This window comes from Achromobacter xylosoxidans (genome assembly GCF_014490035.1).
GTDB classification, from domain to species: Bacteria; Pseudomonadota; Gammaproteobacteria; order Burkholderiales; family Burkholderiaceae_B; genus Achromobacter; species Achromobacter bronchisepticus_A.
Window position 1 is genome coordinate 3,626,333 of record NZ_CP061008.1, and the last position, 18,568, is coordinate 3,644,900.

Consider the following 18,568-nt stretch of genomic DNA (forward strand, 5'->3'; position numbering starts at 1 on the left):
AAGTCCTATACACACGCGTGCGCGCCGCGCGCGGTGGGGCGATTTGCCAATACGCGCCCCTTGGTGCACCCTCGCAGCACGTCTGCCTTCCCACGCCTCACACACATGAACAGTCTTCGCCGCATGCTCGATGTCCTGGACCTCTTTCAGCCCGACCGGCCGGTCCTGGACGTAGACGCCATCTGCCAGTTGCAGGGCTACGCGCCCGCCACCGCCTACCGCTACGTGCGCGAGCTGTGCGCCTGCGGCTTGCTGGTGCGCCTGCCCGCCGGCTACGCGCTGGGCCCGCGCATCATTGCCCTGGACCTGCAGATGCGGGAGTACGACCCCATGCTGACGGTCAGCCGCGACCTGATCGAGGAACTGTCCGGCCAGACCGGGCTGGACGTGCTGCTCAGCGCGCGCTACGACGACAAGGTGATCAACGTGCACCAGCAGGCGGGCCGCAATACCCAGGCCCTCAACTTCGGCCGTGGCCGGCACATGCCGCTGCTGCGCAGCGCGACCGCCCGCGTGATCCTGGCCAATCTGGGGCCGCGCCAGCTGCGCCGCGTCTACGACGAGCACGCCGATGCGTCCGACATGCAGCGGCTGGGCCAGGACTGGAAGTCTTTCTCCCGAGCCATGCTGCAAGTGCGCAAGGCCGGCTATTGCATCTCGTCAGGCGAACTGGATTCCGGCAAGACCGGGATCGCCGCGCCGATCTTCGATGAAGAGAACCATGTGCTGGGCAGCATCACGCTCATCGGCATGCAGGATGCCTTCGCGGCCTTCCGCGAGGACTACCTGGCCGGCCTGATCTGCCGCGCCGCCACCGAGATCACCCGGCGCATCGCGCAGGCGCCGACCAAGCTGCCGCAAGCGGCCTGATCCACGCCCCCAGTCCCAGGTTCACGCATGACACCCGCCATCCGTATCGGTCCCCTCGTCTTTCCCTCGGACCTGCTGGTCCTCATCGTTGCCGCCGCCGTCGGGCTGCTGGCCGCCAGGATATTCACCCGCAAGCAACAGCCCCGGCCCGATACGGGCGCGGTGCTCTGGCGGGCGTTGATCATCGGCCTGGTGGTCGCCCGGCTGGGCTTCGTTTGGCAGTACCAGGCGCACTTCATCGAGAATCCGCTCCGGATCCTGGACCTGCGCGATGGCGGCTGGGCCGGAATGGCCGGGCTGGGAGCGGCATGGCTCTACGCGCTGTACGCGGCCTTGCGCCGCCGGGCGCCGCGGCCCGCGCTGCTGGGCGCGCTGGCGTTGGCCAGCGCGATCTGGATAGGCGGCGGCCGCTGGCTGGCGCCCGCGCCGCAGGCTCAGCCCGAACTGGCCGCGCTGGCCTTGCGCCAGCTGGACGGCGCACCCGCGGCGCTGGCGGCCTACCAGGGCAAGCCCACCGTCATCAATCTGTGGGCGAGCTGGTGCCCGCCCTGCCGCCGCGAAATGCCCGCCTTCGCCGCGGCGCAAGCGGCGCATCCCAATGTGAATTTTGTCTTCCTGAACCAGGCCGAAGCGCCGCCGGACGTCACGGCGTTCCTGGCGCAACACGCGCCGTCGCTGCGCAACGTGCTGCTCGACCCCGCAGGCGCGGCCTCGCGCCAGATGAGCAACCGCGGCCTGCCCGCCACGCTGTTCCTGGATGCCCGGGGACGGCTGGTCGACCTGCGCGTCGGCGAGCTGTCGGCGGCCTCGCTGGCCCAGCGCCTGGAGGCGATCCAGGCGCCGGCCAGCGGCGATTGACCCGAGAGCGCTTCAGGACCGCGGCTCGGCCGCAAGGCGGGCCCAAGGCAAGGGCCGCCCGTCCGTATCGCGTTCGAATAGCGACAGGAGCTGGCCTGCATGGGTGGGCGGTTCTTCCAACCGGACGACCAGGACCGGTCCCGCGGGCAGCGCCCGGACCGTGGCAATGACTGCGGCGGGCGCACCGTCCCGCGACGGCAACTCGGTCCAGGCCAGCAACTCCGCCTGCTCCACCGCCGCCGCGCGCGCCTGTCCGTGGCCGCAAGCCGGGCACCACAGCCGCACGGGATAGACCAGATGGCCGCAGCTGCTGCATAGGCTGACGTTGACGCTCATGCTTCCTCCCGCGCCAGCACCGCGGCGTTGGCGCACATGCCATAGCGCAGCTGCACCATGCCGTAGCCGGTAGCCACGCCGTGGCGCGCGCCGCGCACCTGCCGTTCCCCTGCCTGCCCCAGCAATTGGCGCGCCACTTCGACCAGGCCATGCATGCCGCCGGCGGTGCCCGCCTGCCCGGCGGACAGTTGGCCGCCCGCGGTGTTGACGGGCAAGTCACGCGAGGCCAGGCGGCGCGCGATGAAGCCAGGCAAGTCATCCACGCTGGCGACGCCCAGATCGCACAGTTGCGCCAGCGCCATGGCGGGATAGTCGTCATACACGCTGAGCACATCCATGTCTTGCGGCCCCAGGCCCGCGCGCTGCCAGAGCGCCGACGCAAACGCCGCGATGCCGGTCTGCAGCCCGTCCCCTTCCTGCTGGTCGCCGTTATAGCGGGCATCGCTGGCCAGCAGCCGCACGCTGATTCCCGTCGGACGCGCGCTCAGTACCAACGCGCAAGCGCCGCTGACCACCGGCACGCAATCCAGGCGTCCCAGCGGCGGCGCGACCATGGGCGCGGCCAGGTACTGCGCCAGGCTCATGGGCTCGCGATACGCCGCGTTGGGATTGCCGGCCGCCCATTGCCGCTGCGCGACACACAGCGCGCCATAGTCTTCCCGGGCAAGGCCGGTATGCGCCATCTGCCGCTGCGTGAGCATGGCGAACAAGGGGTTCGGCCCCTCGCAGCCCAGGGGGCTGAGATAGTCCTGCGCGCTGCGGTTGTAGCCCCGCACCAGCCCCGCGAAATCGGCGCCCGTGAAATGGTCTCCCGCGACCAGCACGATGGTCTCGGCCTGCCCTGCTTGCAACGCCAGCCAGGCCTGGCGCAAAAGATTGATGGCGCTGGCGCCGCCCATCTCGTCCTGCATGCACCAGTTCAGCCGCAGTCCCAGACGCCACGCCAGATCGATCGCGCGGTCGGGGCGCAACGTGAATGAAGCCACGCCCAGTCCGTCCACATCGCCGGGCTCCAACCCTGCGCCGCGCAGCGCCTGCGCGATCGCCTCGGCCATCAGGCCGGCCGTGCTGGTCCCCGGGCCGGGATGGCGCAACGAAGGCGTTTCGCCCACGCCAACGATGCCCGGGCCGCGCGCCGCGCTCATGCCGATTCCTGTCGCGGCGGTTCGCGCGTCAGCAGCAAGGTCAACACCGTGACCGCGGCCATGCCCACCAGGAACCACGCCACCGGGGTCGCCGATTCATACTTGCGCAGCAGCGCCATGGCGATCAGCGGCGACAGACCGCCGGCGAAAACAGAAGCCAGTTCATGCCCCAGCGCCAGTCCGGTGTAGCGGACCTCCGCGGGAAACAGTTCGGCGAAATACGCCGGCTGGGTGCCGATCATCGCGGCGTGGCAGACCGTGTTGCCCAGGAAAAAGGCCAGGAATATCCATACCGGCTCCTTGGTCTGCACCAGCCAGAAAAACGGAAATGCCACCAGCACCAGTCCGGCCGAACCGATCAGGTACACCGTGCGCCGCCCGATGCGGTCGGACAGATGGCCGAACCAGACCAGCGTGCCCAGCTCGATGAACATCGACACCAGCACGCCGCCCAGCATGACGTCGTTGGGAATGCCCAGGAACTTGCCATAGGCCAGCGCGAACGCCAGGAAGATGTACGACCCGCCGTTCTCGGCCACGCGCAGGCCCATCGCGGTAAACACCTGGCGCGGGTAACGGCGGAACACTTCGACTGCCGGCATGCCGCGCTTGGCGGTCTTGGCGGCTTGCACGAACTCATCGCTTTCCGGGATGTGCTTGCGGATGTACAAGCCCACGCCGAAGATCAGCACGCTCAAGAGGAACGGCAGGCGCCAGCCCCAGCTCATGAAGGCTTCCTGCGGCAGCTGCTGCGCCAGCATGAAGACGCCCGACGACAATACGAAGCCGCCCGCCACGCCCAACTGGCTGAAGGAAGAGAAGTAGCCGCGGCGCTTGCCTCCGACCGCCTCGCTGATCAGCAGCACGCCGCCGCCCCATTCCCCGCCCGCGGCCGCGCCTTGCAGGATGCGCAGCACCACCATGGCCACCGGCGCCCAGAAGCCGACCTGGTCATAGGTGGGCAACAGCCCGATCAGGAAGGTCGCGGCGCCCATCAGGCCCAGGGTCCATTCCAGCGCCAGCTTGCGGCCGTAGCGGTCGCCGATATGACCGAAGATCACGCCGCCCAGCGGCCGCGCCAGGAAGCCGACCGCAAAGCCGGCAAACGCCCCCATGGTGCCCAGCAGCGGGTCGGTGCCCTTGGGAAAGAACAGTTCGCCAAACACCAGCGCCGCCGCCGTGCCGTAGATGAAGAAGTCATACCATTCCATCGCGTTGCCCGCGACGGACGCCATCACCACGCGCCGCGTGCGCTTTCTGCGCGCATCGTCGCCAGCGGCCGCGGCCGCCCCCTTGTATGCCATCGTCATTGCCGCCCCTAGTCTGTTTGAATGGATTGATGACGCTCAGCGCGCCACGCGATAACCGACGGCGTCGCGGTCCCAGGCGTCGCCGGTAATGCCCTCATCCCGCAAGCGGAACTTGCGGATCTTGCCGTTCTCGGTGCGCGGCAAATCCTCCAGCACGCGCAGATAGCGCGGCACGGCGAAATACGGCATGCGAGGCTGGCAGAAGTCCAGCAGCGCCTCGGGCGCGATGGCCTGCCCGGTCTTGTAGACCAGCGCCGCCATGACCTCGTCTTCCGCCAGATCGGAACGCACCGCATAGACCGCCGCGGCAGCCACCGCCGGATGCGCCAGCAGCACCTGCTCCACCTCGTACGAGGAAATGTTCTCGCCGCGCCGGCGGATGGCATCCTTCGTGCGGTCCAGGAAGCGGAAATAGCCGTCCGCATCGCGCACCACCCGGTCGCCCGTGTGGAACCAGAGGTTGCGCCAGGCTTCCACCGTCTTGTCATCCATGCCGAAATAGCCTGTGGCGATGGCGTATGGCACATGTGCGCGCAGCAGCAATTCGCCCGGCGTGCCGTCGGGCACCGCCGCGTCGTGCTCGTCGGCCGCCATCGCGTCGAACTCAGGCGCGGCCCGTCCCATCGTGCCGGGGCGTTGCTCGGCCAGCGTGCCGCCCAGCGCGAAATTGGTTTCGGTGGAGCCGTAGCCCTCCAGCAGCGCAATGCCGGTACGTTCGGCGAACGCCGCATGGAAGCGTTCGGGCACCCCGGGCGCCAGCGCGATCCGCGCGCGCTGGCGCCGTTCGGCTGCGGCAGGCGGCTGCGCCAACAGCATGGGCACCATGGCGCCCAGCAGATAGGTCACCGTGGCGCCCGCGGCCTCGAGCCGGTCGAAATAGCGGCTGGCCGAGAAACGCTCGTCGCAGACGATGGTCGCGCCCGTGACCAGGGCCTGGAAGCAGGCGTTCAGGGCATTGGTGTGAAAGAGCGGCAGGCTCGTGTAGAGCACGTCGCTCTCGACGATTTCCAGGTTGCGCGCGGCGATGCTGCCCCACCAATAGAACTGCGCATGAGGACAGCAAACGCCCTTGGACAGGCCTGACGTGCCCGAGGTGTACAGGATGGCCAGCGTATCTCCCGGCCCAAGGTCGGCCGCCGGCGGGAGCGGCGTGTCCGGCGCGGGAGGAGGCGGACACGCGTGCACCGGCAGCGCGTCGGCATTGCCGTCCAGCAGCCAGATGCGGTTCAAGGCCAGGGGCTGCATGTCCAGTGCGGCCAGCGCCGGACAGGACGCGGCGTCGGCCACCAGCAAGCGGCAACCGCTGTTGGCCAGGATGTGCTGCAGCTGCATGCCGCGCGACGCGGTGTTGATAGGCACCACCACCGCCCCCAGCCAGCCGCAGCCCAGCACGATGGACAGGAACTCATGCCGGTTGCCGGCCATCAGCCCGACCCGGTCGCCCCGGGCGATCCCGGCTTGGGCCAGGCGCGCGGCCCAGGCCGCCGCATGCCCGGGAGCATCGCCGTAACGCAGCGCGCCGCCCGGCGCCTGTACCCATGTGCGCTCGCCCCATCGGGCGCCCTGCTCCAGCAACAACGACGCCAGTGTCAACGCATGCATGGCGGTGCTTCCCCTTTGTTGCGGCCCTCGGCAAGCGTTGCCCCAGCCTTATGAAATTAGTCTAGGAATCAACTATTTATATGTCAAATTTATGGATATTATTTATCTTATAAATCAAGCTGATATGAGAGGCATGTGTGGATTTTGATCTCAACCTCATGCGGGTTTTCCTGACCGTGCTGCAGGAGCGCAGCGTCACGCGCGCGGCGCAGCGCCTGAACCTGACGCAGCCCGCCGTGAGCTACGCGCTGGCGCGCCTGCGCGAAAAGTTCGACGATCCCCTGTTCGCGCGCACGGCGTCCGGCATGCAGCCCACGCCGGTCGCGTTTGCCCTGGCCGACCCCATCGAGCGCGGCATGAACAGCTTTGCGGAGGCGGTCAGCCTGCGGCAACGCTTCGAGCCCGCCAGCAGCACCCGGCGCTTTCGCCTGTCCATGTCCGATATCGGTGAAATGGTGTTCCTGCCGTCGCTGATGGAACGCGTGCACGCCCTGGCGCCGCGCCTGCAGGTGGAAGTATTGGAGATCCCGCTGGAACGGCTGCCGCAGGCTCTTAAAGAAGGCGAGGTCGATCTCGCCATCGGCAACCTGGCCGGGTTGGGCAGCGAAACCTGCCACGCGGAATTGTTCAGCGAACGCTACACCTGCATGGGCAGGCGCGGCCATCCGGTGTTGTCGGCGGGCCTGACGCGCAGCCAGTACAAGCGCCTGGACCACATCCTGGTGGCCTCGCGCGCCAGCGCCCACCGTTTGCTGGACGATGTGCTGAGCGAGGCCGGCCTGCCACGCAGGCCGTATCTGACCTTGCCGCATTTCTCGGCGGCGGCCGAGATCGTGCGGCGCACCGATCTCACCATGACCTTGCCGCTGCGGGCCGCGATCTGGTTCAACCACGACGACGCGTTCCAGATACGCCCGCTGCCGATCGCGCTGCCGCCCCTGTCCGTGACCGTGCATTGGCACGCCCGCTTCGAAAGCGACCCGGGCACCGTCTGGTTGCGCCGCCTGGTGGTGGAAACGCTGGCGGACCCGGCCTGAGCCCGCCCAGGCGCGGCGCCTATCGCATCGCGGCCAGCATCAGGTCCAGGTTCTGCACCGCCGCGCCCGACGCGCCCTTGCCCAGGTTGTCGAACACCGCCGTCAACAGTACCTGGCCGTGCTGCGCATTGCCGTAGACGGCCAGGCGCAGGTCGTTGGTGCCGTTGAGCGCCTGCGGATCCAGGTGCGTATGGGCGGCCGCGTCCTGCGGCGCCACGACCTGCACGTGGCGCGCGCCCTTGTAATGCTGCTGCAGGCAGGCGTGCAGGCGCTCCATGTCCACGCCCGCCGGCAGCAGGCGCAACTGCAGCGGCACGGTCAGGACGATGCCCTGGCGATAGGCGCCATAGGCTGGCACGAACACCGGCCGCTGCGTCAGGCCGGCATGCCGCTCGATCTCGGGCGTGTGCTTGTGCGCCAGGCCCAGGCCGTAGAGCTGGAACGCCGGTCCCGGCGCGCCGTCCGCGGCTTCGTAGGCGTCCACCGCCGCGCGCCCGCCGCCCGAATAGCCGGACACCGCGTGCACCACTACCGGGTAGTCGGCCGGCACCAGCCCCGCCCGCAGCAGCGGACCCAGCAAGGCGACAGCGCCCGTGGGATAGCAGCCGGGGTTGCTGACGCGCCGCGCCTGGGCGATCAGCCCGGACTGTTCCGCGTTCATTTCCGGAAAGCCATAGACCCAGCCCGGCGTCGTGCGGTGGGCGGAACTGGCGTCTATCACCCGTACCGCGGGATTGACGATGGACGCGGCGGCCTGCCGCGCCGGTTCGTCCGGCAGGCAGAGGATGGCGATGTCGCAGCCGTTGATCGCCTGCGCGCGGCGTTGCGGGTCCTTGCGTTCCGCCTCGGGCAGCGTCAGCAACCGCAGATCCGTGCGCCCGTGCAGGCGTTCGTGGATCTGCAGGCCGGTGGTGCCCTGGTCGCCGTCGATGAAAACTAGAGGTTGGGTCATGGCGCTTGCGTCCTGGATCAAAGGGGCGCCGGAAGGTTCCAGGCGCAGGACTCCATCATCGGCCGGACTACTAGATAACAAAAGTCGAATATCATGACTATCCAATTCAGCTTTCCTGAACGAAACCGCCATGCGTGAAATCAGCCTGGACCGCCTGCGCACCCTGGTTGCCATCGCCGACCTGGGCTCGTTCGCCGATGCGGCGCGCGCGCTGCATCTGGCCCCGCCCACCGTCAGCCTGCACGTGGCCGACCTGGAGGCGCGCATCGGCGCGCCGCTGCTCACGCGCAAGCGCGGCCAGGTCCGCGCCACCGCCATCGGCGAAACCCTGCTGGAACGCGCGCGCCGCCTGCTGGCCGATGCCGACCAGGCGCTGGACGACGTGCAGCGGCAGGTGCAGGGCTTGTCCGGCCGCGTGCGACTGGGCGCCTCCACCGGCGCCATTGCCCATCTGCTGCCGCAGGCTTTGGAAACGCTGGGGCGCAACCATCCCGGCATCGACGTGCAGGTGGCCGTGCTGACTTCGCAGGAAACCCTGCTGCGCCTGGCCGACGGCTCGCTGGACGTGGGCCTGGTGGCCCTGCCCCAGCCGCCGCTGGAAGGCCTGGTGCTGCGCCCCTGGCGGCGCGACCCGGTCATGGCTTTCCTGCCCGCGGACTGGAAAGCGCCCGCGCGCCTGACGCCGGCCTGGCTGGCCGAACGGCCGCTCATCCTGAACGACGCCAGCACGCGGCTGTCGCGCCTGACGGGCGAATGGTTCGCCGCCGCCGGGCTGAACCCGCGCGCCCGCATCCAGCTGAACTACAACGACGCCATCAAGAGCCTGGTGGCCGCGGGCTACGGCGCAACCCTGTTGCCGCACGAGGCCACCGCGCCGCAGCCGGATCCGCGCATCCAGATGCGCGCGCTGCGGCCGGCCCTTTGGCGCCCGCTGGGCATCGCGCACCGCGCCGGGCAGGTGGAACAAGCCACCCGGCACGTGCTGGACGTGTTGTGGGAGCTGCGCGCCTCACCCGCCCGCTGAGGGCGTGCGGCGGAAGTACGCGGTGCGCTGGCTTTCCTCGCGCAGCCAGCGCGCGCGCGAGCGGAACAGGTCCTTGCGCCCCACGATGCCGACCAGCCGGCCGTTGGCCCGGTCAAGAATCGGTATGCGGCCGGCGCCGGTCAGCGCCATGCGGTCGGCGATCTGGCTGGCCAGTTCCTCGGGATGGCCGTACACCAGGTCGCGGCCTTGCAGCGCTTCCCCCAGCGTGCGCCCGGTCTGCTCGTCGTCGATGGCCCAGGCCAGCGTGTCCGCGCGCGTGACTTCACCCACCACCGCGCCTTCGGCATCCAGCACCGGATAGCTGGTGTGCACCGGCTGCGCCGTCGTGAAATGCGCGATGGCTTGCGCCACCGTCCAATCGGCCGGCAGCGTCTGGACCGGCGTGGTCATCACCTGGCTGACCCGCAGCAGGTCGAAGGGATCCACGCGGTACTCGCGGCTGATGTGATGGCCGCGCCGCGCGATCTTCTCGGTCAGTATCGAGCGCTTGAGCAGCAGCACCGTCATCCCGTACGCGAACACGCAGGCCGCCAGCACCGGCAGCAGCGCGCCCATGTCGCCGGTCAGCTCCACCGCGAACAGGGTCGCGGTCAGCGGCGCGCGCATGGTGCCGCCCATCATCGCGGCCATGCCCAGCAGCGCCCAGAAGCCCGGATCGGCCTGCGGCAGCAGCGGCGCGGCCAACGCGCCCAGCGCGCCGCCGAATATCAGCAACGGCGCCAGCACGCCGCCCGAGGTCCCCGAACCCAGCGCCACGGACCAGATAATGACCTTGACCGCCAGAAGCAGGAGCACGGCCTGGAACGCCAGATCGCCCGCCAGCAGATGGCGGATGTTGTCGTAGCCCACGCCCAGCGCCGCCGGTTCGATCAGCCCGCCCAGGCCGATCACCAGGCCGCCGAAGGCCGGCCACCACATCCAGTGCAGCGGCAGTTTCTCGAACAGGTCCTCGGCGGCGTAGACCATGGACGTCAGCACGCCCGATCCCAGCCCCGCCAGCACGCCTACGGCCGCGCAGGCCAGCAGGTGCGCGGGCGTGAACGGCAGCGACCCCGAATACGCGAATATCGGGCCGCCATCGAGCACGAATGCGCGCGTGGCCGCGGCCACCAGCGCCGCCATCGCCACCGGCAGGAAGCTGCGCGGCTTCCATTCGAACAGCAGCAGCTCGACCGCCAGCAGCACCGCCGCCAAGGGCGTGGCGAAGATCGCCGTCATACCCGCGGCCGCGCCGGCCACCAGCAGGGTCTTGCGCTCGCCGTCGTCCAGGTGGATGGTCTGCGCCAACAGCGAACCGATGGCGCCGCCCGTCATGATGATCGGGCCTTCGGCGCCGAACGGGCCGCCCGTGCCGATGGAGATGGCGGACGACACCGGCTTCAACACCGCCACCTTGGGCTGGATGCGGCTCTTGCCGATCAGGATGGCTTCCATCGCTTCCGGAATCCCGTGGCCGCGGATCTTCTCCGAACCGTAGCGCGCCATCAGGCCGATGATGAGACAGCCCACGACCGGAATGGCGACGGAAGCCAGGCCCAGGTGGCCGGTCGTGATGGGCTGGTCCTTGAAGGAGAACTGGTGGTGGTAGGCCAGATTGGTGCACAGCGCGATCAGCCGCAGCAAGGCCCCAGCCGCGGCCACGCTGGCCAGGCCGACCGGGATGGCCAGCCCCATGAGCAGGACCACGCGCTTGTCCGTGGTGAAGTCGCCCAGGCGCAGCGCGGCCCGGGCGGAGGAAGAAGTGGGAGGCATGTTCGAAGACGGGAAGAATTGCGCAGGGATTTGCGAAATGTCATATATATCGTATCACGACATATATTAGAATCGGCCAGGTGAAACCGCCTCCGCCCCCACCCCAGCTGACCGCCACGGACTACGAGCTCCTGGCCGACTTCCGCTATGCGCTGCGCCGCTTTGCCGCCTTCAGCGAAAACGCCGCCGCCGGGCTGGACCTGATGCCGCAGCAGCACCAGGCCCTGCTCGCCATCAAGGGCACCCGCAAGAACGCCCCCGGCCGCCGTGGCCTGTATGTCGGCGAAATCGCCGAACGCCTCCTGATCCGCCCGCACACCGCCGCCGAACTGGTGGGCCGGCTGGCGCGCCTGGACCTGGTCAGCCGCGAGGCGGACCCCGAAGACGGCCGCCGCGTCGAGGTCGTGCTGACCGCAAAGGCCGAGCGCATGCTCGAAGACCTCTCGGCCTCGCACCTGGAAGAATTGCGCGCCATGCGCCCGCTGCTGACGCGCCTGCTGACCCGCATCGGCGACGACTCCGGCAACGCCTGATCCACATCCTGCTGCATAAGCTTATGCAGCGCAGCCTTGCCTCGCGTGATAAATTGTCGCCCCGCGACATATTGATGCGCGAGGAGATCGTTTTGGGTGTAGCAATCAAGCGCTGGCTGGGCTCGTTCGCGCCAGCGCCGGTGGGCGTCAACGGACGCGAGAAACTGTACGGCGCGCTGGGCGCGCTGCTCGGCCTGTTCTGCACGGAATGGGTGGGCCGCCACGCGCTGGGCGACGCCAGCCCCTGGTTCATCGCCCCCATGGGCGCGTCCGCCGTGCTGCTGTTCGCCGCCCCCGCCAGTCCGCTCGCCCAGCCCTGGTCCATCATGGCCGGCAATCTGGTATCGGCCCTGATCGGCGTTTTCTGCGCCCAGTTCATCCCCGTGCCTGGCGTGGCCGCCGCCGTGGCGGTGGCGCTGGCTATCGGCGCCATGTTCTCCTTGCGCTGCCTGCATCCGCCCAGCGGCGCGGTGGCGCTGACCGCCGTGCTGGGCGGCCCCGCCGTCGCCAGTTTGGGTTACGGCTTCGCGCTCTGGCCCGTGGCCCTGAACTCCGCCATCCTGCTTTGCATCGCCGTGGTCTTCAATGGCGCGCTCAAGCGCAACTATCCGCGCCGCCACGCCGACCCGGCCGCCGGCCACAACACCCGCGACCTCGCGCCCAGCGCCCGCCTGGGCTTCAGCCTGGCCGACCTGGACGACGCGCTCACGCAACGCGGCGAGCTGCTGGACATCAGCAAGGAAGACCTGGAAGAAATCGTCCTGGCCGCGGAAATGCGCGCCAGCGTACGGCGCTTTGGCGACGTGCATTGCGCCGACATCATGTCGCGTGACGTGGTCACGGTGCAGGCCCAGGACCCGCTGGACTACGCCGTGCGTCTGTTCGACAAGCATCGCCTGCAGGCGCTGCCGGTGCTGGATTCGGCCGGCCGCTACGCCGGCATGGTCAGCCAGGGCGACGTGCTGGCGCGCCAAACCCGGCTGGCTGCCGTCGCCGTCGACGCGGATGCCGCGCCCGGCCTGCTGGTGGCCGACTGCATGCGTAGCGAAGTGCCCTTCGCCACCCCCGGCCTGCCCGTCATCGAACTGGCCCGCCCCATGTCGGACAGCCTGCATTGCGTGCCGGTGCTGGATGAAGCGCGCAACCTGGTCGGACTGGTGACGCAATCGGACCTGGTGGCGGCGCTGTACCAGATCGCGCTCGCGGCCAGCTCGCAGGCGCCGGACCCGGACGCCCAGCGGCTGGCGGCCTGAGCGCCGACCCTCCGTAGCCCTACGGATTCCTGCCCGCGTTGGCCGCAAGGCATAATTTCAGGCGTGAATCCCCTATCGCGCGCTCGCGCCTTCTTCTGCTGGCTGGTCCTGTTCACCTTCGGCGCCCTCTGGATCGGGCGGCAGGACTATGTGGACCAGTACGAACGCTTCACCCAGAGCACCAGCGTGGCGCAGCGCATGCTGAGCCAGAAGACGGTGCAGCATGAAGCCGTGCTGGCGACCCTGGCCGCCCTCTCCCACCCGCCTGCTCCCGAACGCCTCTATCCCAGCCTGCGGCCGGCCATGCCCCAACTGCTGGGGCTGGGCTACCTGTCCGGCGGCGCCTGGAGCGGCAGCGTGGCCGAACCCCCGGGCCTGGCGGCCGCCGTCGAACGCGCGCGCGGCCTGGGCCGGCCCGTGACGCTGCCGGTGGACACCGCACGCTATTGGCTGGTGGCGCCCTCCAGCTGGAGCCTGCTGCTTGACGCCAGCCAGCTGATACCCGCCGCCGACTTTCCTCCCGGCCTGGCCAACTTGACCCTGACGGTGGACCAGACCCCGCTGCGGCTGCTGGACAAGCAGCCAGACGCCAGCGGTCCCGGCTGGCCGCTGGCCCTGCAAAAGCCGCTGGGCGCGGCCAGCCAGCCCTTCCAGATGCGCAGCACGCGCACGCTGACACCCGGCGTCTGGCCCTGGGCCACCTGGCTCGCCTGGGGCTTGGCCAGCGCGCTGCTGGTGGCCGGCGCCGCGGCCTGGCAGCGTTCTCGCGCCCAGGCCCGCCGCCACCAGGAGCAACTGCGCCTGGGCGCCATGGCGCGCCTGAGCACGCTAGGCGAAATGGCCGCCGGCATCGCCCACGAACTGAACCAGCCGCTGACCGCCATCCTGGCCCAGACCCGCGCCGCCGAGCGGCTGCTGGACGACGAAGAGGAACGCCCCGCCGTGCGCCACGCGCTCTTGGCCAGCGCCGAACAGGCCAAGCGCGCCGCCGACATCATCAGCCGCATGCGCGCACTGGTGCAGCCCAGCTCGCCCGCCCGGCGCGAAGCGCTGGACCCCGACGCATTGGTGGCGTCGCTGCGCTTTCTGCGCGAAACGGAACTGGCCCGGCTGGGCATACGGCTGAGCTGGCACAACGCCAACCCGGGCATGCGTCCGCTGGGCGACCGCGTGGCCCTGGAGCAGATCCTGCACAACCTGGTGCAGAACGCCGCCGATGCGCTGGCCGACGTTGCCGGGCCGCGCCAGATCTCGCTGGAGGGCCGCGCCGATGGCGACACCTATCTGTTCAGCGTCAGCGACACCGGCCCCGGCATCGCCGCCGACGCGTTGCCGCGCCTGTTCGCTCCTTTCTACACCACGCGGCCGCAAGGCATGGGCCTGGGGCTGGCGCTGTGCGACACGCTGGCCGGCTCCATGGACGGCCGCATCGCCGCGCGCAATCTCAGCCCGGCAGGCGCCTGCTTCACGGTCAGCCTGCCGCGCGCCGCCGCCGCCTGACGCCGCAGGAATCTCCCATGTTCGAACAATCCCCGCTGGTCTACCTGGTCGATGACGACGACGCCGTGCGCGACGGCCTGGCGCTGCTGCTGCGCAGCGTGGGCCTGCGCAGCGAGGGCTACGGCGACCCGCTGGCCTTCCTGGCCCAGTTGCACCCGCAGGCCATCGGCTGCGTGGTCCTGGACATCCGCATGCCCGGCATCAGCGGCCTGGACGTGCTGAGCCGGCTGGCCGAGCAATCGGACCTGCCCGTGGTCATGCTGACCGGCCATGCCAACGTGGACCTGTGCCGCCGCGCCTTCAAGGGCGGCGCCATGGAATTCCTGCAAAAGCCCGTGGACGACGACGTCTTCCTGGACGCGGTGCAGGCCGCCGTGCGCACCCACATCGCCAGCCGCGAAAAACTCGCCGTGACCCAGGCCGCGCAGGAACGGCTGGACAAGTTGTCCGGGCGCGAGCGCGACGTGCTGGAGCGCGTCGTGCAGGGCCTGAGCAACAAGGAGATCGCGCGCGAATTCGACCTGTCGCCGCGCACGGTGGAGACCTACCGCGCCAACGTCTTCGCCAAGCTGGAAGCGGACAACCTGGCCGGGCTGATCCGCGAGTACGCGGGGCTGCTGGGCTAAGGCCGGTCCAGGCGGCCAGCAACCTTGCACGGCCCCCCTCCGTAGCCCTACGGAGGCCCCAGCGTAGCCGACCGAATACCGCCGATCGGCCGCCATCTTTACTCTGTCTGTTCCTGTCACCGACCCACTAAGGACACAGACATGTCGCCCAAACTCATCGCTTTCGCCGCCCTGTTCGCCTGCGCCGGCGCCGCCAACGCCGCCGTGCTCAACGAGAGCAACCTGTCCATGGCCGACGCGCAGAAGCTGGCCACGGCCACCGTCGCCGCCTGCCAGGCCAAGGGCTACAACGTGAGCGCCTCGGTGGTGGACCGCGCCGGCCTGCTCAAGGCCTTCGCCCGTGCCGACAATGCCGGCCCGCACACCATCGAGGCCAGCCGCGCCAAGGCCTACACCGCCGTCTCGGCCAAGACGCCGACGCTGACGATGCTGGAAAACGTGCAGAAGAATCCCGCCGCGGCCACCCTGACCGACATTCCGGGCTTCCTGGTGCTGGGCGGCGGCGTGCCCGTCAAGGCCGGCTCGGCCGTGATCGGCGCCATCGGCGTGGCGGGCGCCCCCGGCGGCAACCTGGACGCGCAATGCGCGGACACCGCCCTGCAAGAGAACGCCGAACTGTTCAAGTAAGCCGCTGCCGGCCGCGACGAGGCGCGTTTGCCGCGCCGGCGGCATCGCGGTAGGCTTGGGGCGCCATGCCCCAGCCGCCCTCCCTCTCCCTGCTCGACGCCATCCTGCGCCGCACCGCCCGGCGCTATCGCGTGCCGGCCATTTCCCGCATCCCCGCCGAAGACGCCGCGCCCGCGACCGCGCTGGCCGTCGCCATCGAACAGGCCCGGCTGTCGCTCGATGACGGCTGCTCGCCGCCGTCATCGGTCAAGCGGGCCTTTCTTGACGCCCTGGCGCGCCTGATACGCGACGCCATGCGCGAATCCGACGGCGATCCCGCATTCCAGGCCCTGCTGCTGCGGCACCGCCTGCCGCTCGTGCGCGAGTACGCCTCCCTGGCCGCGCGCGCCGCCCAGGACCGCCGCGAGATCATCGCCGCCGCCAACGCCATCGCCCATCCTGCCAAGCTTGAACGCATGGCGGCAGGCCCCGCGCGCGACGCCATGGCCGCCTTGCAAGCCGCGGCGGCATCCGAGTCCTGGGCGGCGCTGCCCGAAGCCGCGCGCCGGCTTCTCAGTTTGTCCTCCGAAGCCCAACCGGCCTCCGTCGCGCTCGACCGCCTGCTCGACAGCCCCGCGCTGGATCATCTGCAACGCCTGGACGCCCTGACCGCCGACAGCGACGTGCGCCGCTACCGCGCCTTGTGGGAACAGCAAGGCCCGCGCCCGGGCAGCGCCACCGCCCTGGCCGAAGGCAACGCCTCGCGGTTGCGCGGCGACGCCGTCGAGGCGCAGGCGCTGCAAGCGCTCCAGGCCCTGGCGCGCCGTCTCAACGACGCCGACGGCAGCCAGGCCTACCAGGCCGTGTCCTCCATGCGCGTACCGCCTTCGATGCCCGCCAACACCGACCGCGCCAAGACAGAATGGGATGCCGCGCTGCTGCGCCGGGCTGCGGGCGATGGCGCGCCGCCGGCCTGGGACCTGTGCCTGCTGCTTGAAGCCAAGGCCTCGGCCGACGCGGCCGCCACCGACTTCCCGCGCCTGCTGCGCGGGCTGCGCCTGCTGACGCAAGCCGATCCACGGACCGACTACGCCTTCAGTACGCGCCAGGGCCGGTACCCCCTGCGTGGCGCGGCGCTGCGGGCGTTGCCCGCCGAAGGCCCGCAGCTCGATACCACCGTGCTCTATGTCTGCGACGGCCCGGCCGATGCGATCCCGCGCCTGCTCAGCGCCGCCAGCCGCATGCAGCTGCTGTCCGCGCCGCCCAGCCTGGAATATGCCGGTCTTCTGGCGCAGGGTCTGGACGCGGCCCCCGAGACCTTGGAACCGGTCTGGCAACAGCTGCTGCAATCGGCCCAATGGGCCGGCGTGCTGCAGCAATACCCGACGCTATGCCAGGCGCGCGAACTGATGGCGCACCCGGATGACCTGATGGCGGCGATCGAAGGCGCCACGCGCTGAGGCCCACGCCCGCGGGCCGGTTTCGTACTGTGCTTGCCCTAGACCGCGGGCCCCTTCAGCTCGATTTGATTGCCATCGGGATCGAAGCAATAGATCGAAAGCCCTTCGCCTTCCGCGCCATACCGCAACACGGCCTTGTCCGCGGCAATGCCAAACGCTTGTAGATGTTGCACGATGGCCGCTTCATCGAACGGATCGACCCGCAGGCAAAAGTGGTCGACGTTGCGCCGCTCTTTTTCAGGCGCGGCCCCGCCAGCGGCGCCCAAGGGTCCTTGCACATCGATCAGATCGATCATGGACCCGCCGGCGCTCAGGTGGATCATGGCGAGCTTGTCGTTCTTCTTCTTGACGGAGCAGCCTAATACCTTCGTGTAGAAATCCACACTGCGCGCCAGGTCTTGAACCCTGAGCACGACATGGTCCAGGTGCTTGATTTGAAATGCTGGCATGCGGATTCTCCCGGGTCGGACTTGGCATTGTCCTGCGGCTTTCATCGGCTGTCGAACGTCCCGCTTCAGGGATGAATCGTTTCACCGCGATCAAGCATGCCGATGAACTCTTGGATCTTGCGCGCCCGCGTTGCGGGCCTTTTGGCATGCTGGATCCGGAACAGAATGGCGTAGCGGTTCCGGCTGTTCAGCGTCGCAAAGAACGCGCTGGCCTTGGGATTGGCGTTCAGCGCGGCTTGCAGGTCGCCCGGCACGACCGAATTGCTGGGAGAGGCATAGGCGGCGGCCCAGCGTCCGTCCTGTTTGGCCTTTTCGATTTCCCGCATGCCGGCCGGGAGCATTCTGCCTGCAGCGATGAGCGCTTCGGCCCGATCCGTGTTGAGTTTGGCCCAAATACTCTTCGGAGAACGCCGGGTAAAGCGCTGCAGCCAGGTTTCTTCGCTTTCGGCCTGTTTTTGGCCATCGATCCAGCCATGGCAAAGCGCGCTCTCCACCGCCTGCGCGTACGTCAAGGTCCGCTGCCCGGCGCCTTTCTTGGCAATACGCAGCCATACCCCCGCCGACGTCTCGCCGTTGTGCGTCAACCAATCTTCCCATTCGCTCTGGGCCAGGAATGTCAGGCGAGGTTCAGTCATGGAGCGTTCCGTTCAATGGCAGTCCAACAAACCACTCGCGGCAGCCCTGCACAGTGTCATGCACGCGGCCGATTCAAGATGCGCTCATATTGAAGAAGGTCTTCCGCCGAAAAGCAGCAAAAGATCACCTCCAGTATGGATGAGTCCCCGGCCAGACTTTCGCGGACGCTTTTGGCAGCGACCTCCGCCGCCAACGCTATGGGATACCCATATATCCCCGTGCTGATGCTGGGCAACGCAATCGACGTGACCGCCCTTTCTTCCGCCAGCTCGATGCATCGGCGGTAGCAACTGGCCAGCAGCGCCGGCTCCCCGCTCTCTCCGCCCCGCCACACCGGCCCCACGGTATGGATGATGTACTGCGCGGACAGGCGATAGGCCTTGGTCACCTTCGCATCCCCCGTCTTGCAGCCGCCCAGCAATCTGCATTCATGCACAAGATCCGGACCCGCGGCGCGGTGGATGGCGCCATCGACGCCCCCTCCGCCCAGCAATGAGGAGTTTGCGGCGTTAACGATGGCGTCCACGTGCAGCTTCGTGATATCTGAACGGATTGCGCGCAGCCTTGTGGCCATGATCTTGCTCTTTGCGGTACGAAC

At 69.1% G+C, this 18,568-nt stretch carries 19 protein-coding genes; 10 read left to right on the forward strand and 9 right to left on the reverse strand.

Translation table 11 applies throughout. The features are described 5' to 3' along the window. Positions 1-105 precede the first annotated feature (105 nt). The gene (locus tag IAG39_RS16900) at positions 106-870 is read left to right on the forward strand and encodes an IclR family transcriptional regulator (RefSeq protein WP_165867793.1); all 765 of its coding nucleotides are present in this window, start codon (positions 106-108) and stop codon (positions 868-870) included. A 27-nt stretch (positions 871-897) separates the two neighbouring features. Beyond that, positions 898-1,728 (forward strand): TlpA disulfide reductase family protein, encoded by an 831-nt coding sequence (locus IAG39_RS16905; RefSeq protein ID WP_118931972.1) that lies wholly within the window; start codon positions 898-900, stop codon positions 1,726-1,728. A gap of 12 nt (positions 1,729-1,740) precedes the next feature. On the opposite strand, the gene IAG39_RS16910 is transcribed toward IAG39_RS16905, so the two are convergent. The 4 genes from IAG39_RS16910 to IAG39_RS16925 are packed head-to-tail and all read right to left on the reverse strand — an operon-like array spanning position 1,741 to position 6,121. Beyond that, positions 1,741-2,064: a zinc ribbon domain-containing protein gene (locus IAG39_RS16910; protein WP_059379724.1), complete on the reverse strand. Its 324-nt coding sequence runs from the start codon at positions 2,062-2,064 to the stop codon at positions 1,741-1,743. Continuing rightward, on the reverse strand, positions 2,061-3,209 hold the full coding sequence (locus IAG39_RS16915) for a thiolase family protein (protein WP_118931971.1): 1,149 nt from the start codon (positions 3,207-3,209) through the stop codon (positions 2,061-2,063). Before IAG39_RS16915 ends, IAG39_RS16910 begins: the two co-directional genes overlap by 4 nt. Continuing rightward, entirely contained in the window at positions 3,206-4,519 is a 1,314-nt protein-coding gene (locus tag IAG39_RS16920) for an MFS transporter (RefSeq protein WP_059379722.1), read from the reverse strand. The genes IAG39_RS16915 and IAG39_RS16920 overlap by 4 nt, the downstream gene beginning before the upstream one ends. A gap of 36 nt (positions 4,520-4,555) precedes the next feature. Further along, a complete protein-coding gene (locus IAG39_RS16925) occupies positions 4,556-6,121 on the reverse strand; it encodes an ATP-dependent acyl-CoA ligase (RefSeq protein WP_118931970.1) in 1,566 nt (521 codons plus the stop codon). Positions 6,122-6,258: 137 nt separating this feature from the next. Between IAG39_RS16925 and IAG39_RS16930 the strand changes: the two genes are divergently transcribed. Further along, entirely contained in the window at positions 6,259-7,158 is a 900-nt protein-coding gene (locus IAG39_RS16930; RefSeq protein ID WP_240633222.1) for a LysR family transcriptional regulator, read from the forward strand. Positions 7,159-7,177: 19 nt separating this feature from the next. Here the strand turns inward: IAG39_RS16930 and argC are convergent, their stop codons facing one another. After that, positions 7,178-8,110, reverse strand: a complete 933-nt coding sequence (argC, locus tag IAG39_RS16935) for an N-acetyl-gamma-glutamyl-phosphate reductase (protein WP_059379801.1) — start codon at positions 8,108-8,110, stop codon at positions 7,178-7,180. A 130-nt stretch (positions 8,111-8,240) separates the two neighbouring features. On the opposite strand from argC, the gene IAG39_RS16940 reads away from it, so the two are divergent. After that, on the forward strand, positions 8,241-9,134 hold the full coding sequence (locus IAG39_RS16940) for a LysR family transcriptional regulator (protein ID WP_118931968.1): 894 nt from the start codon (positions 8,241-8,243) through the stop codon (positions 9,132-9,134). On the opposite strand, the gene IAG39_RS16945 is transcribed toward IAG39_RS16940, so the two are convergent. Then, positions 9,120-10,907, reverse strand: coding sequence for a chloride channel protein (locus tag IAG39_RS16945; protein WP_118931967.1), 1,788 nt, complete (start codon positions 10,905-10,907; stop codon positions 9,120-9,122). The two genes, IAG39_RS16940 and IAG39_RS16945, sit on opposite strands and share 15 nt — an antisense overlap. 80 nt (positions 10,908-10,987) lie before the next feature. On the opposite strand from IAG39_RS16945, the gene IAG39_RS16950 reads away from it, so the two are divergent. From IAG39_RS16950 to IAG39_RS16975, 6 genes are all read left to right on the forward strand, one after another. After that, a complete protein-coding gene (locus IAG39_RS16950) occupies positions 10,988-11,440 on the forward strand; it encodes a MarR family winged helix-turn-helix transcriptional regulator (protein WP_059379717.1) in 453 nt (150 codons plus the stop codon). A 92-nt stretch (positions 11,441-11,532) separates the two neighbouring features. Beyond that, complete coding sequence (locus tag IAG39_RS16955) at positions 11,533-12,693, forward strand: HPP family protein (RefSeq protein WP_373428964.1); 1,161 nt, start codon at positions 11,533-11,535, stop codon at positions 12,691-12,693. Between the two features lie 63 nt (positions 12,694-12,756). After that, positions 12,757-14,193: a sensor histidine kinase gene (locus tag IAG39_RS16960; protein WP_118931966.1), complete on the forward strand. Its 1,437-nt coding sequence runs from the start codon at positions 12,757-12,759 to the stop codon at positions 14,191-14,193. 17 nt (positions 14,194-14,210) lie between these two features. Beyond that, complete coding sequence (locus IAG39_RS16965) at positions 14,211-14,819, forward strand: response regulator transcription factor (protein WP_118931965.1); 609 nt, start codon at positions 14,211-14,213, stop codon at positions 14,817-14,819. A gap of 141 nt (positions 14,820-14,960) precedes the next feature. After that, entirely contained in the window at positions 14,961-15,446 is a 486-nt protein-coding gene (locus IAG39_RS16970) for a GlcG/HbpS family heme-binding protein (RefSeq protein ID WP_059379714.1), read from the forward strand. 65 nt (positions 15,447-15,511) lie between these two features. Then, positions 15,512-16,885 (forward strand): 3-deoxy-D-arabino-heptulosonate 7-phosphate synthase, encoded by a 1,374-nt coding sequence (locus IAG39_RS16975; protein ID WP_118931964.1) that lies wholly within the window; start codon positions 15,512-15,514, stop codon positions 16,883-16,885. A 38-nt stretch (positions 16,886-16,923) separates the two neighbouring features. Here IAG39_RS16975 and IAG39_RS16980 read toward each other — a convergent pair whose 3' ends face one another. The 3 genes from IAG39_RS16980 to IAG39_RS16990 form a co-directional block, all read right to left on the reverse strand. Further along, the gene (locus IAG39_RS16980) at positions 16,924-17,334 is read right to left on the reverse strand and encodes a VOC family protein (protein ID WP_059379712.1); all 411 of its coding nucleotides are present in this window, start codon (positions 17,332-17,334) and stop codon (positions 16,924-16,926) included. 65 nt (positions 17,335-17,399) lie between these two features. Further along, on the reverse strand, positions 17,400-17,969 hold the full coding sequence (locus IAG39_RS16985; protein WP_118931963.1) for a YdeI/OmpD-associated family protein: 570 nt from the start codon (positions 17,967-17,969) through the stop codon (positions 17,400-17,402). 56 nt (positions 17,970-18,025) lie between these two features. Continuing rightward, positions 18,026-18,544 (reverse strand): O-acetyl-ADP-ribose deacetylase, encoded by a 519-nt coding sequence (locus tag IAG39_RS16990; protein ID WP_118932024.1) that lies wholly within the window; start codon positions 18,542-18,544, stop codon positions 18,026-18,028. Positions 18,545-18,568: the final 24 nt, after the last annotated feature.